The sequence below is a fragment of the Synechococcus sp. R55.3 genome, from assembly GCF_047461975.1.
In the GTDB taxonomy this organism is placed as follows: domain Bacteria; phylum Cyanobacteriota; class Cyanobacteriia; order Thermostichales; family Thermostichaceae; genus Thermostichus.
Genome location: NZ_JANSIG010000012.1, coordinates 35,294 through 49,886 on the forward strand (window position 1 = coordinate 35,294; position 14,593 = coordinate 49,886).

Genomic DNA, 14,593 nt, shown 5'->3' on the forward strand with positions numbered 1-14,593 from the left:
CCCCTTCGGGGGGATCCCTAGAAATTGGAAACCTTCCCACTGCATCTCAGACAGCATACGATTAATCTCTGTTCCCCCTTCGGGGGGATCCCTAGAAATTGGAAACAAGGTCACCGGCGCTGCTCAAAGCGGCAAGGGCAGTTCCCCCTTCGGGGGGATCCCTAGAAATTGGAAAAGAAATTGGAAGCGAACTGAAGCTGGGCCTGGTTATCAGGCGGGCAGCGAAAACAACGGCTGAAACGCTCCAGAAATCGGCCTGCTGGCTGGGGAAAGTCTGGGAAAGTGAGGTCTGGATCCCCGGCAGCCACCGCTGCCCAAAAGTAGCGCAATTGTGGGGCCAAGGCTTGTGCCTGTTCCAAAGGCAAATTCAGCGGTGCGGAGGTTAAAAACTTAACCACCGCTGGTTCGCTGCGCTGGGCCATCCACTCCCGGGAGAACGCTTGCAAATCGGGCCAATCGGGCAGGGATCCCACCCGGTAGCTCTGGATATGGACTTGGATTCCGGTCTCTCGATCCGACCGGATCTCGACAAGGCGGTAGGGGTGGGGAAAGCTGACCAAAGAGCCGGTGGTAATGTCGTAAACCCCCCCTCGTCGGGCGATGTGCTGGATGTGCAGATGTCCGGTGAACACCAGTTGCACCCCATAAGCTTGCAGCAGCCGCCGCAACTGAGAGGCATTCTCCAGCATGTAGCGACGCCCCCAGGGATGGAGAGACTGCCCGCGCAGATGCTCGACCACGTTGTGATGCACCATCAGCAGCACCAGCTCTTCTTTGGCTGCCGCCAATTCCTTCTCCAGCCAGGCCAGTTGTTCCGGGGTTAGACACCCCACCAATTGACCCTGAGCATCGAAATGGTTGGAATTGAGGCCGATTAAACGGATCCCTGGCCGCAACAGCCGACTGTAATCCAAAGACTGCCCGTCCTCATAGCCAAAAGCTTGGTAGTAGCGGGGAAAATCAGCCAAACCGATGGAGCGCCCGTTGGCCTTGGGCTGGGGCACATCGTGGTTGCCGGGCACCACAAAAGCCGGAAAGGGCAGCCGAGCCAGCCGCTCCGCCAGCCACGCATGGTTTTCCGGCTCCCCATGCTGGGTCAGATCCCCCGGCAACAGCAGAAAATCCAAAGGCAACTGCACCAGATGCTGCAAAACCTGTTCCAGAGCCGGGATGCTCACCTCTACCAGGTGAAATCGGCTGGGGTGATCCCAAAGGGTGGAAGGGAGGGCGACGTGGGGATCGCTCACCACAGCAAAGCGGATCTGCACTGATTACTCCCCTTGACAACAGCAAGCAGACAAAGCCTTCGGCCCACCGGGGGGGCAAGCGCTTCTGCTATTCTGACATCCATCACGGGATCCCTTTATCTCAGGAGCACAGCATGGCGGCCCAGGTGATTACCATCGATCACCCTCTGGTACAGCACAAGCTCAGCCTCATGCGCCGTGTTGAAACCACAACCGCCGACTTCCGGGCGCTGATGCGGGAGATCAGCCTCTTGATGGCCTACGAGGTGACCCGCGATTTGCCCCTCAAGCTGCAGCCCATTCAAACCCCGATGGCCCCAATGTTGGCGCCGATGTTGGCGGCAGAGAAAAAGCTGGTGCTGGTCTCGATCCTGCGGGCCGGCCAAGGGCTCCTCGACGGCATGCTGGAGCTGATCCCATCAGCACGGGTGGGGCATATCGGCTTGTATCGGGATCCCCATACCCTGATCCCCATCGAGTACTACTTCAAGGTGCCCACCGATATCGAGGATCGTGAGGTGCTGGTGGTGGATCCGATGTTGGCCACCGGCCATTCGGCAGCAGCGGCTGTGGCACGCCTACGCCAAACTCGACCCAAGTCGATCCGCTTCATTTGCCTGGTGGCCGCCCCAGAAGGGATCCGATATTTCCACAAACAGAACCCGGATGTGCCGATTTATACCGCTGCTGTAGACGATGGCCTAGACGAGCACGGGTACATCATCCCCGGCCTGGGAGATGCAGGGGATCGCCTGTTCGGCACCCGCTGATACAAGAGTGCCATGCCTACAGCACCCCGTCCAGAACTGCACTACTGTTGTGATTGGGAAGTTGGGTTAGGCGCCAACAACTGTTCTCCTCGCAGCATGCGGGCAGCAGCGCTGAGCAGCTCTTCTTCCAGATAGGGCTTGGTGAAGTAGGCAGTTGCTCCCAGTTCCCGTGCTGTTTGCCGGTGCCGTTCTGCCCCCCGCGAGGTGAGCATGGCAACCGGAAGATGCTTGAAGTTGCTGTCTTCTCGCAGGCGGGTGAGCAGCTCTAGGCCGTCCATGCGCGGCATCTCAATGTCGCAGAAGATAAGGTCGCAGGGCAGGCCGCCGCGCAGCTTTTCCCAGGCATCCTGGCCATCCCGCGCCTGTTCCACCCGGTAGCCCACCTTCTGGAAAGACATTGAGAGCAGCTCCCGAACGGTAATCGAGTCGTCCACGATCAGCACCGTGGTCTGACGCACCTCTTCCGGGGTCGGCTCCTCATCCCGGTGATCCAGCCAGAAGCGGTTGAGATCCCGACGGCGACCGTGGGCTATGTCCACCAGCTCGATGATGTCGGCAATCGGCAGCACCCGCCCGTTCCCCAACACCGTTGCCCCAGAAATGCCCGGCGGCTTGGGCACAGGCCCGCGCAGTTGCTTGATCACGATTTCCTGCTCTTCCACAAAGCTGTCCACCTGCAGAGCAACATACTGACCGGCACTTTGCAGGATGACAATGGGAATGATGCCCTCATCCTGAGTGATGCTGTACACCTCAGAACGGCTGCGGCTGTGGCTGCGGCTGTAGGCCAGCAGATTCGAGAGGGGCTGGAAGGGAAGGCGCTGATCCCGCCAGAGAATTGAGGGCCGCCCCTGCTCATCCGGCTGAACTTCGTCGGCAGGAACATCCAGCATCTCCTCCACGCCATCCAGGGGGAAGGCGATCAGGGCTTTGTCGCTGACACACACCATGGCCTTGGAGATGCTCAGGGTGAGGGGGAGACGGATGGTGAAGGTGGTTCCTTTGCCCCGCACAGAATCCACTTGGATACTGCCGCGCAGATCGGTGATGTTGCGGCGCACCACATCCAAGCCAACCCCCCGACCGGCCAGATCGTCCACTTCGCTGGCCTCGCGAACACTGAAGCCGGGGTGGAAGAGAACGTTGAACACTTCGTCCTCGTCGGCTTGTTCCGCCAGCAGCCCCAACCTTTGAGCTTTGGCCTTGACTTTCTCCACCGGGATCCCGGCGCCGTCGTCCGAGACGATGATGATCGTCTGGTTGCCCTGATAGAAGGCTTTGACGACGATCTTGCCCTCAGGGGGTTTGCCCGCCCGGCGACGCTCCTCAGGGGGCTCGATCCCGTGAACCAGAGCGTTGTTCACCAGATGGGTCATCGGGTCATAGAGCTCCTCCAGGATGGCCTTGTCGATAAGGGTGTCGCGTCCCTCCACCACCAGGCTGGCCTGCTTGCCCGTTTTGATGGAGAGATCCCGAATGGCGCGGGGCAAGCGGTCGGCAACTTGCGAGAAGGGCACCATGCGCGCCCGGTTCAGGCCCTCTTGCAGTTGGGTGGTCACCTGGCGAAATTGGCGGGTAATCTGCTCTGCCTCATCCACGGCAAACTCGATGTCGGAGGAGGACTCGCGCACCCGCACGATGAGCTCAATGATCTCCTGGGCCAGAGCGTGGAAGGCCGTAAACTGGTCCATCTCCAGCTTGTCGAACTCTTGGCCGGAGGAATGGCCGCGCCTGCCTCGGGTGGATCCCTCGCCATTTCGACCGAAGCCCACCGTCACCGTGCCGCCATAGGCTGAGCCGCTGCGGCTGGAGAACAAAGCCGATTCCAACAGAGAGCGGTCATACTGATCCCGCATGCGCTGGCCCAGATCCCCTAGCTGTTGCACACGGCCCAGTAGGCCATCCAGAAACTGGCGCAGACGGGTTTGGTTTTGCTCCATGCTGTTGCGGATGACCACCAACTCTCCCACCAGGTTGTTGATGGAGTCGAGGTGACGTACTTCCACCCGCATCACGGGGTTGCTGAGGGCAGCAGCTCGCCGTGAGGTTGGCCCAGTCACCGCCGGAGCGGGAGCAGCAACAGATGGTGAAGGTGTAGGAGCAGCGGCAGGCGCTTTGGGAGCTACAAAGGGCTCCGCACCGCTGACGCGATCGAGATCCCCCAGGAGAGACTCCAGTTGGGCTTCAAAATCGCTTCCAGCCTCGCCCGGCACTGCAGCAGCAGGCTCTAGGGTGGGAGCAAATGTCTCCTCAAAAGCCGCCGCCGGTTCAGCAGCATCGAAAAGAGCTGCCAAATCGTCCAAACGGGGAGCCGGAGCAGCTTCCAGCGCTTCTTCCTCTGGGGTCTCAGCCTGGCCAACAGGAACAGCCAAGGATTCATCCTCTGCAAACAGGCTGGCCAACTGGCTTTCCAGGTCGTCCTCCGCAGGTTGGGGGGCACTGTCCTCCTCCACTGCAGCATCAAGCGGCTCTGGCTCGGACACGGGCGCTTCGGCCAGGCTGCTCGCTTGCAAAGCCTCTGTGTCGCCCAGGAAGGTGGCAAAATCCAAGGGGGTCTCTTCCTGGAGCGCTTCCCCTTCTGCCAAGAACCGGCTCAACTCATCCAGATCCACCTGGTCGTAGAGCTCCGCTCCGCTAGCGCGACCGCCATCGGCATCCATGGCCGAGAGGGATCCGCCGGCTGCCAGGCTCAGTCCTTCTGCGTCGGATTCCTGGCTAAACAGAGCATCGAGGCGGTCGAAGGAGATCTCCGGGGAAGGGGTGGCTGTCTCCTCAGCCGTGGGTTGCAGCTCCGCGAAAGACTCCTCCTGCACCGGGAACAGATTCTCCAGAAGCGCCCACTCTTGGGCTTCTGCTGTGTCCCCGGCTTCTGATTGGGTTAGCGGGATGGAGTCCTCCTCGAGGGTCTCACCGGCAAAGAGATCCCCAAGGCTCAGCTCAGCCCTGAAGTCTGGAATTTCCGATTCCGTCGGCTCGTTGGCCATGTCGGGTAGAGAGGCAAGCTCGTCCAACGTGGGGAAGGGTTCGCCAACAGCGAGATCCCCAAGCTGCTCAGCCTCGGCAATGTCCAAAGAAAATACGGAAGGTTCACCGACTTCGGGCATCGACCAAGCCGGATCGGCTTCTGCCGCAGGGGTGGGAAAAAGGCTTTCCAGGCTGTCTTCGGCAGCATCAAAGACAGCAGGGTCAGCAAACCCCAGGGATCCCACCTCGTCGGAACCCGACTCTGCCAGATGATCTGCTGGGATGGAAAAATCCTCCGGCTGGATGTCTGCGGGAAATTCAGCCCAAAGATCTGCTGCGATTTCCCCATCCTCAAGGGTCTCTTGAAGGGGTGGAGACGGCTCAGCCGCCCAAAGATCGGCCTCCGGCTCACCAGCGGGAACGGCCTCAACGTCAGGAAGCTGAGACCCTTCTTGCCGGGAGGCGCTCTCTACGGGAAGTTCCTCAATCTCGAATAGCGCCTCTACCCCAGCACTTGCGGCTGCGTCTGGGACAAAGCCGGATCCCTCGCTCATGTCCGCAGCAGCGCTCCGGTCAGTCGGCTCCTGTCCAGCATCCCAGGCGAGCTCAGCAGAGACAAACCCCTCTGTCTCTTCACTCACCACTTCGGCAAACAGCTCCGCTAGATCTGCCTCGGCTCTCTCCTCGTCCAACCTTGGGCTCAGATCCTCAAAGGTCTGGGAGAGGGGCTCAGGAGAAGGAGGGATCAGCTCTGTTGGGAACTCTTCAATATCAGACAGCGCTTCTGCGTTGGCGAACAGCTCGTCAAAGGCCGAGGTGGCTTCTTCCTCCAGATCCAAGGGGGTGGCATAGAGCTCCGCTCCGCTGGTGCCCGCTTCCCCAAGGGATGAGGTCTGCTCTGCCACCAGATCCCAGCTTGTCTCTGTGCTCTCCTGCTCCGGCAACCGGTCGGCTCCGAGCTCATCTCCATCAAAAGAGATCTCGGCGAGGGTTACCGCCTCTGGCACCGGCTCAGCTTCCCAGCTCAGATCGGGGGCAGCGCTTTCCTCCGCAGGGATCCCAGCAGCCGCAGCCCAATCCTCTGGGGCACCCCCAGGTTCTGGGAATGACGGCTCTGCCTCAGACCCCCAAGCAAGGCCAAGGTCGAAGGGCTCAGGGACTTCTGGCTCTTCAGGGGCTGCCGGAACAGGGCGGAAAGCCAGCAACTCAGCCGAGGGTCGGATGGTGTTTGCCGCTCCGCCGGCCAGAGCTTGGTGCGCTTGCTTCAGATCTCGCAGCACCGGCAGGGCCAGTTGTCGCAAATCCTGGCCGGGATCCGCCAAAATCTCGCCGATCAAGCGGGTCAAATCTGTCCAGCCCCCCAGTTCCAGAGCCGAGGATTGCCCCAAATCCTGCAAAGATTGCGCCAACGCTTGCAGGGCCGGTCGAGTGGCTGGGTCGTCGGGACGTTTGAAGAGTTCCAACATCTGGCGCAACAAGGCCGGGATCTGCTGATGCACCACCACCTCAAGGGGATCCGGCGGGGCAGGAGGGGCGGCAGGGCGAGCCAATTGTTGCAATTCTGAAGAAGGGGCAACCTGCTCAGGCTTGCCGGCCAAGATAAGCTGCTGCCCTTGCTTCAAATCCCGCAAGGCAACCAAAGCCAAAGTTCGCAGGTCGGCATCGGGGTTGCCCAGGGCTTGCTCGAAGGTTTCCGTCAACTGTTGCCAGCCCGCCAGATGATGGACTTGCCCGATCTCCTTGAGAACGGCGTTCGCCGCCACCAAACGCTCTCGGACATCTGCCTGATCCCGTTGTTTAAACAGCTCCAGCATCTGGCGCAACTGCTGCGGCACCACCTCCGCCATGTCCTGCTGCAGGGTGCGAACCGCCGGCGGCGAGACGGGAGCTGAGACAGGGCCCTCGCCGAGAAGATTTTGAATGTGCCTTTCGGTCTCTTGAAAAACCGGCTCCAATTCCGCCAGGGTGGTGTTGCTGACTTCCTGGGTGAGGCCGCGGGGGCTCTGCAGCTCCTCCAACAACATCGAAAGCCCATCAAAGGCCCGCAGCAGCAGGGTTTCCAGGTGCTGATCGACGGGCACTCCGCCTGGGCGAGAGCGAAAGATATTAAAAAAATCTTCCATGCGGTGGGCCGTCCGTTGGATACTGGTGAGACCCAGCATGGCAGCTCCCCCCTTGATGGAGTGAGCAGCTCGGAACAGCTCGTTGATCAGCTCGGGATCGCTCATGCTGTCCCGCAGGCTGAGGAGCACTTGTTCAATCGTTGCCAAGTGGTCGCGGGCTTCTTCGATGAAATAACTGAGGATCCGCTTCTGTGCTTCTTCATTCATGGCAGGAGGCCCTTCCTATAGCCCACAAGTTTTCATTCAGTAATAACAGACCGGACAGGGTGAGGCTCGCCTGGGCGAAAAGTCCGGCCAACAGTTGCAACAGGGGGATCCCACTGCCATTGAAGAGCGGGGACTTCTCCTTCATGGGGATCCTTGCCCCTAGAATGCCCTCAAAACAGCAAATTTGCTCATTCATCCCCAACCCGGAACCGACCGACAGAAGTTTGCAGCTCACGGGCAATGCTCACCAACTGTTGTAGCGAAGTTGCCACCTTCTGCGCCTCTTTAGAAGTCTCGTTGGCGGTCAACTCCACCGATTGCATCACCTGCGCCACAGAGCGAGAGGTTTCCGTCTGTTGCACAGTGGCCTGAGAGATCGCCCGCACCAGCTCGTCGATCCGGCGACTGACCTCGATGATCTCGTCCAGGCTGTTCTTGGCCTGCTCTGCCCGCCGCGTCCCCTCGATCACCAGTTGGGTGCCCTCTTCCATGGCCGTCATCACGTTGCTGGTTTCCGATTGAATCTGCAACACAATCTGCTCGATCTCCTTCGAGGCTTTGGCGGCTCGGTCGGCCAGTTGTCGCACTTCGTCGGCCACAATGGCAAAACCCCGTCCCGATTCCCCGGCTCGGGCCGCCTCGATACTGGCGTTCAGGGCAAGCAGGTTGGTGCGCGAGGCAATTTGAGAGATCAAAGCCACGATTTTGGAAATTTCCTGCGAGGATTCCGCCAATCGCTTCACTTTGCGGGTGGTTTCTGCCACGGTTTCGCGGATCTCCAGGATGCCACTCACCGTGCGATCCACAGCTTCTCCGCCTCGAGAGGCTGCTTCTGTGGCCTGGGCGGTCACGTTGGCCGCTTCGCGGGCGTTGCTGGCCACCTGTTGAATGGAGTCCGTCATCTCCTGAATGGAGTTGAGGGAGTTGGAGATCTCCTCCGCCTGGCGCAAAGCATCGGCAGAGAGGCTGCGGGCAAAGTCCTCGTTCTGCAAGGCGGCATCGTTCACGGCGGCAGCAGCCCGCTTCACCTGGCTGACAATGTCTCGCAGACTGCGAATGGTCAGGTTAAAGGAGTCGGCCACAGCCCCTAGCACGTCGGCAGTCACCTCTGCCCGCACGGTCAGGTCTCCACGGGCAGCTCCTTCCACGTCGTCCAGCAGGCGAATCACCTGGCGCTGTAGGTCTTCCTTAGCTTGCCCTTGCTCGGCAGCCCGCTGGTTCAGTTCGGTGAAGTTGGCTTCGATGGCAGCCGCCATCTGGTTAAAGCTGTCGGCCAAGCGCCCCAGCTCATCGTGGGTGTTGACTGTGGCTCGTACTGAATAATTCCCCTGAGCCAAGGCGGCAAAATGACTGGCCAGCTCTTGGGCGGTGGAGCGAACTTGTTTGGCACTGCCGGCTCCAAGGATAACCCCTGCTCCTGTGCCGATCACCCCACCTCCGATCACCCCGGCAATCAAGCGAGCTCCCCCGTTGGCCGGGATCCCAAGGCCAATCGCCAAGCCGGCAGCCAAGCTCACCGCTCCTTGGATAAGCGCTATGGCCAATTGCCGATCCGCAATCGGTCGGTTGGCGATCCCGGCAGAGGTTCTTGCCCCTTGTTCGCCTGCACTGGGGATGGGGAGTGAGGCCGTGGGCAGACGTTGAGGCTGCAGAACTTGGGCCGCTCCGCTACCGGTCTCCGCCATTGGGCTCATCCCCCCGGTCGCCCCCTCATCTGGGCGGAAGGCACCCACCGGCTCACCGCCATCCATGCCGGCAAGTTCGCGATCCAGGCTGTCTAGCTCGTCAAGCTCGAAGAGGGCAGAGCCGGGACTGGCAGTATCTTCATCGGGGGCAGGGATCGGCTCACTCATGGGGGCAGCCAATTCGGTCGGCAGGCTTTCTTCCAGGGATCCCCCTTCCTCTTCCTCAAAACCAGGCAGGGAGAAGCCCATCTCATTGGGAAAATCGGCATCGCTGGCCAACTGCGTAATGGAGTCGAAGTTGTCTTCTGGGGCTTCCAGATGCTCTCGACTGAACTCGTTGAGAAAGGCAAAGTCATCTTCGACCACCGGATCGGTTTGAGGCCCGCCCTCTTCCGAGCCTACCCGTCGCGAGGTGGCCGGTGGTGTTACCCGAGAATGGGTTGGCATCTGGTAAGATGAACCCAATGGATCAGCTCCCGGCATTTGCAGGCCGGTCTCAAAGGGATCCCCAAATCTCTCTTCTCCCATGAAGACTTCGCCATCGCCGCTAAGGCTGTCCGCCTCCAGCGGAAACGGATCTTGAGCGAAGGGATCCGACTCTTCTTCCCCCATCCCCTCGAACTGCAAGAAGGGATCGGCAGCAGGGAAAGCCTCTTCCGAAAAGGCATCCGACCCAGGTGCAAACTCATCTTGAGGGCGAAACTCGTCCGCTCTTGGGGAATCGGAAATGTCCGCCAGCTCCGGCGCCATTTGCAACAGCTCCTCTAGACCCTTCCGGGCCGACTCCAGCTCATCGGGATCGCTGGCCGTCTGTAAAATGGTGTTGTAGGTTTGGCGAGCTTCCAACAACTGCCCAGCTTGTTTTTGTGCTGAAGCCAGCAGCAGCTTGACAGCAGTATCTTGCGGTTGAGCAGCAGCCACTTGGTTGAACAACCGCACCGCCTGGACGTAGTCTCCCTGCCAAAAGGCGGCCACCGCATCGGTGTAGTCTCTCTGACTGTTCGCGCTCGGAACCATGGATCCTCCCTTCACTGCTTGGCTACCTCTGTTCACGCTTCAACACAGATGCAAACGGAACGCCCCCAACACCTCAGAACCTCTTAGAATAATAGATGCAGGCTATCTCTCCTTCTGCCCCCATTCGGTCAAGAATGCACTTTTCTGCCGCCCTCTCAAGGTTTGGCCACTATGCAATCTCACCCTTACGCATCAGCAGGGGATAGCATCAGTCCAGCTTTCCCCATTGTGAATGGAGTCAGCTTGGATCTTTGATAGGAACTATACACTTTCCTCTCGCCGAACTCACAGGGGGCCGCTTGTCAACCCCAACGATTGGATCGCAGGATGGCCGACTGATCCAGCAATGGCAAGCGCGATCCCGTTCCGGGCACCACCCATTCCCCTCGCAAAAAAGGAGCCATGGACTCAGGAGCCGTGAGGGCAGGCCGCACCAATTCAGTCTTCAGCCACTCCATGCCTACAATTAAATCCACAGCCAAGCCCATCAGCAAATCCTGTTGATCCATTACGGCCACCACAGGAATCTCGGCTCGGTCGATGTTCAGGGGCGGGCTGATCCCCAAAAACTGCCCCAGATCCGCAACCCAGACGATCTCGCCCCGCAAATTCAGCGTGCCCAGCAAAACCGGAGCGACATTGGGCATGGGGGTGATTTTCTCTGGGCCAATGCTCATCACCTCCACAACCGATACCGCTGGCAGCGCGAATTCCTCCCCGGTGGCAATCTTGAACTTTAGGAATAGCTCACCTTCGGGAGCCTCCATCTCCCGCAGTTCCTGGGTTTCATCCCCCATCAATAAATCCAGATCCCCCAGCATGATGCGCCCCCGCCTGTAACAGCTTTGTGGAGAGTTCGTCTCCGCCCACGCCCCCTGCCAAAATACAAAGCCCCCCAACTTTCCCAGAAGTCTCGAGGCAGAAAAGCGGTTCTCAACCTCTCAGCAATTGTTTAATCGTACCCACCAGCTCCTGGGGCTGGAAAGGTTTGGCAATGTAGGCATCCGCTCCCTGGCGGATCCCCCAGTAGCGGTCAAATTCTTCGCCCTTGGAAGAACACATGACGATGGGCGTTTTTTGGGTGAGAGGGTCGGCCTTGAGAAGACGGCACACCTCATAGCCGTTCATGCGCGGCATGACGATGTCCAGCACGATCAGGTCGGGTTTGTTTTGCTTCACCGCCTCTACGGCCTCCACCCCGTCTTCCACAGTCATCACCTCGAAGCCGTTTTCCTGCAGCAGCTTGCTGATCATCTCCCGCTGGGATTGGCTATCTTCCACCACCAAAACGCGACTCATTTCCGATTCATCTCCCGCAATTGATGTTTGATGGTCGCCAGGAGCTCTTGGGGCTTAAAGGGCTTGGTTACATAGGCATCCGCCTGGTTGCGCCTGGCCCACTCGATATCAAAGGTCTGGTCTTTGGTGGAACACATGACGATGCGAATGTGTTTGGTACTTTCATCCCCCTTCACTTCCCGGCATACCTCGTAGCCGTTCATGCGCGGCATGACAATATCCAGCACCACCACATCAGGCTTCTGCTGGCGAATGCACTCCATTGCCTCTACGCCGTCTGTTGCTGTGGAGACTTCCAAACCGTTCTCGGAAAGCAAGCTGGAAATGGTCTCCAGGTAGGTACGGTTGTCATCCACCACCAGCACTTTGCTCATCGCCGTCTTGCTCCTTTTGCACTCCCGCGCAACCGTCGGGCTGCTTTGACTGAGGTTTGCTCTTGTAACCTCACCTGGCTCCCTGGCTCCGGGCCGGCCATGCTACCCCTATTGTTTCGGTGAGGCCACTCTTCTGTCCAGTACTTCGCCTATAGTCTTCTGTGCCAACATTTTGGCTACCCCAACGCCTATTCGCCACCGCCCCGTTTGGGGGGAGGGCCCACGTAGGATTCGACAATGGTCAACAACTCCTTTTCCGCAAAGGGTTTGCTCAAAAATTCGTTCGCTCCGGCCATGCGGGCCTTAATCCGGTCGGTAAAACCATCCTTGCCGGTCAGCATGATCATGGGGGTTTCGCGGAACTGGCTGGATTTGCGCAACATGGCGCACAGCTCATACCCATCCAACTTGGGCATGGCCACATCGCAGAGAATCATGTCGGGGTTGAGAAGAAACACCTGTCCCAGCGCTTTGAGAGGATTGCCGATGGTGGTAACCTGGTAGCCCTCGTTTTGCAGGATGAACTCTACGGTTTTTTGGATGGCCATGGAGTCGTCGATGCAAAGGATGTGGCTGGGCTTATCGCTGGGTTTGAGGGGACGGCTGGGCTTGGGCTCCGCGATCAAGACGGGCTCGGACAGTTGAATGGCCCCTTGGCGGACGTAGGGATAGATGGCCTTGGCCACCGCCAGGGTGTCTCGACCCAGGTAGCGACCCATCTGGCGAATGCTGGTTTTGCCGTCTGACCACTCGCTCAGGGCTTTGAAGACGGGGGCGGGCAGGTTTTGCTGGAGCGGCAGGGGGTTGACGATGGTGGGAGCTTGGTTGGGAGCTTGGATGTAGGGGTGCAGCTTTTTCCACTCCTGCACTTGGGCTACGATCTCGGTGAGCAGGGGGGTAACGGGGAAGGTGGTCAATTGGGGGGCCAGGGGGGATCCGGCCTCAAAAATGAAGGAACCCTGGTGGAGGCTGAGCAGGTCGAAGAGGACTTCCCGCACCATGCCCAGCAGGATTTGCTTGCCCTGGTTGGGGTTGAGCTTGTGGCTTTCCAGCAAAGACCAGAGGCGGTTGTATTCGGGAGCGTTGACTGCAGCTTTGTGGGGAATTTGAATTTCCTCAAGGGCAGCTTCCACCTTGAACCGGCGCAAGTAGTCTTTGAGGCGGGCGATGTTCCCTTCTGCTTCAGAGGCGTAGATGATTCGTCCATTCAGGAAAAAGACAAACCAGTAGGCAGAGGGGCTGGCCTCTACGAAAAGCTCACCGGTGCGCTGGCCCAGCTCGATGAGCTGAAGGATGCTGCGGATATCGATCTCTTGTAGTTTTCCCTGCATGGGATCCCTGCCCGAAGTCCAGCAAGATACGACTATTATGACGCTAGTCTTCACGGTTGCCGCCCTGCGGCAAGGCTATTTTCGGGAATATTCGGGAACGCAGTTAAAGTCCAAAAAAGTTGTGGGTTGACTCGGGCCGAGCGTCTGCATTCCCCAGAGCATCTTCGGGATCCCGACAGGTTGCTCCCAGCCAGAGCAGAATGGATCCAGAGTATTCCCTAAAGCCTGGTTGCTGCAAAATCTATGCTGCCGATATTCACTGCCTGGGTGCTTGGCCCGCTGCTGGCGCTTTACACCATCTTGTTTGTGCTGCGCATCTTTCTGTCGTGGTATCCACAACTGGATACTTCCCGGTTGCCCTACTCGCTGGTGGTCGGCCTGACGGAGTTTCTGTTACGCCCGACCCGCCGCCTGATCCCGCCGCTGGGAGGTGTGGACATGGCCCCTGTGGTTTGGGTGGGCCTGGTTACCCTGTTGCGGGAGGTGTTGCTGGGGCAGCAGGGGCTGCTGACGATGGCTCTGCACTGAGAGCGTTTGTGTTAACAGTCTTTTATCAGAAAACTGGGTCTAAAACCCCGCCCTTAAGGCCTAGGGCCCGCTGACGCGACAGGGCGGCTCTTCTTGGTTTTGAATGTAGGCAACTAAGACTTGCAGGGGAGCACCACCCACACCTGATGCAAAGTAGCTAGGACTCCACAAGGCGGTTTTGCCGTAGGGCTTGGGAAACTTAGCCTGCCCGTACCTGCGGCTGGAGACTCCCTTGAGGGCGTTAACCATCTGGAAAAAGACCACTTAGGTGGGTAGAAAATCAAAAGATGAACATGGTCTGCTCCACCGTTAAACTCTAAAATCCCAAAATCCATCGATTGGGCAACGCTCTTAAATGCTGCCGCAATTAAGTCCAAACCTTAGTATCCTGCGTTTGTATTGGGTGACAAACACCAAGTGCGCTTGCAAGCTGGAAACGCTGTTGCGGTCTTTGCCACTCGGGTGGTGGTCTGCGATGGTTGTGGAGCAGTCCATGACCGGGATGAGGTGGCTTCTGAAAATATCGAGCAAGTCGGGATGGGGCAAAGCGCTCCGCGCCGCCAAGGCGAGCGCCCGACTCTAAAACGGAGGTGGAGACTATTCGCGCCAGCGGGACGGAGTCCTAGGTTGTGTTGATCTTTCATTTGAGCCAAAAGAGAGCACTGACGAGATAGAGAAAACTCAAGAAGTTCCTGGCCAATTTGTCAAAACGAGAACATAGATGCCGGTACTGCTTTAACTTATGAAAAAAGCATTCGATTAAATGCCTCTCTTGATACAGATGCTTGTCATAATGCCGCTGCGTCTTTCTATTCCTTTTAGGCGGAATAACCGCTTGAGCTTCCCCTATCTTCTCAATCAACTTATCCGCATCATATCCTTTATCCCCAATTACTTTGGTATCCTTTCTCTGCCAGCCCTCTATCAATTCTTCCCCTTGAGTAATATCGCTCTTTTCTCCGCCAGTTATTCTCAATTCCAGCGGATTTCCCAACCCATCTACACTCACATGAATCTTGGTGCTGTATCCGCCTCGGCTTCTCCCCAA

The 14,593-nt window shown here is 58.6% G+C and carries 9 protein-coding genes and 2 pseudogenes; 2 read left to right on the forward strand and 9 right to left on the reverse strand.

The genetic code is table 11. The features are described from left to right. Positions 1-161: 161 nt before the first annotated feature. Positions 162-1,268 (reverse strand): metallophosphoesterase family protein, encoded by a 1,107-nt coding sequence (locus NW849_RS03400; protein WP_414355912.1) that lies wholly within the window; start codon positions 1,266-1,268, stop codon positions 162-164. Positions 1,269-1,381: 113 nt separating this feature from the next. On the opposite strand from NW849_RS03400, the gene upp reads away from it, so the two are divergent. After that, positions 1,382-2,017: a uracil phosphoribosyltransferase gene (upp, locus tag NW849_RS03405; protein ID WP_414355913.1), complete on the forward strand. Its 636-nt coding sequence runs from the start codon at positions 1,382-1,384 to the stop codon at positions 2,015-2,017. A 41-nt stretch (positions 2,018-2,058) separates the two neighbouring features. Here upp and NW849_RS03410 read toward each other — a convergent pair whose 3' ends face one another. The 6 genes from NW849_RS03410 to NW849_RS03435 all read right to left on the reverse strand — a co-directional run bounded on the left by NW849_RS03410 (position 2,059) and on the right by NW849_RS03435 (position 13,017). After that, the gene (locus NW849_RS03410; RefSeq protein WP_414355914.1) at positions 2,059-7,311 is read right to left on the reverse strand and encodes a response regulator; all 5,253 of its coding nucleotides are present in this window, start codon (positions 7,309-7,311) and stop codon (positions 2,059-2,061) included. Positions 7,312-7,499: 188 nt separating this feature from the next. After that, positions 7,500-10,013: a methyl-accepting chemotaxis protein gene (locus NW849_RS03415; RefSeq protein WP_414355915.1), complete on the reverse strand. Its 2,514-nt coding sequence runs from the start codon at positions 10,011-10,013 to the stop codon at positions 7,500-7,502. 302 nt (positions 10,014-10,315) lie between these two features. After that, positions 10,316-10,810, reverse strand: a complete 495-nt coding sequence (locus tag NW849_RS03420; protein WP_414355916.1) for a CheW domain-containing protein — start codon at positions 10,808-10,810, stop codon at positions 10,316-10,318. Between the two features lie 136 nt (positions 10,811-10,946). After that, positions 10,947-11,312, reverse strand: a complete 366-nt coding sequence (locus tag NW849_RS03425; RefSeq protein WP_011433531.1) for a response regulator transcription factor — start codon at positions 11,310-11,312, stop codon at positions 10,947-10,949. Beyond that, complete coding sequence (locus NW849_RS03430) at positions 11,309-11,686, reverse strand: response regulator (RefSeq protein ID WP_414328794.1); 378 nt, start codon at positions 11,684-11,686, stop codon at positions 11,309-11,311. Before NW849_RS03430 ends, NW849_RS03425 begins: the two co-directional genes overlap by 4 nt. 188 nt (positions 11,687-11,874) lie before the next feature. Beyond that, positions 11,875-13,017, reverse strand: coding sequence for a response regulator (locus tag NW849_RS03435; protein ID WP_414355917.1), 1,143 nt, complete (start codon positions 13,015-13,017; stop codon positions 11,875-11,877). Between the two features lie 243 nt (positions 13,018-13,260). Between NW849_RS03435 and NW849_RS03440 the strand changes: the two genes are divergently transcribed. Then, positions 13,261-13,545, forward strand: a complete 285-nt coding sequence (locus NW849_RS03440) for a YggT family protein (RefSeq protein WP_414355918.1) — start codon at positions 13,261-13,263, stop codon at positions 13,543-13,545. Positions 13,546-13,605: 60 nt separating this feature from the next. Here the strand turns inward: NW849_RS03440 and tnpA are convergent. Together tnpA and NW849_RS03450 are read right to left on the reverse strand one after the other, a co-directional pair. Further along, positions 13,606-14,040, reverse strand: a pseudogene (gene tnpA, locus NW849_RS03445) (IS200/IS605 family transposase). A gap of 145 nt (positions 14,041-14,185) precedes the next feature. Further along, positions 14,186-14,593: pseudogene (locus tag NW849_RS03450) on the reverse strand (IS5-like element ISSoc13 family transposase); the annotation flags it as partial.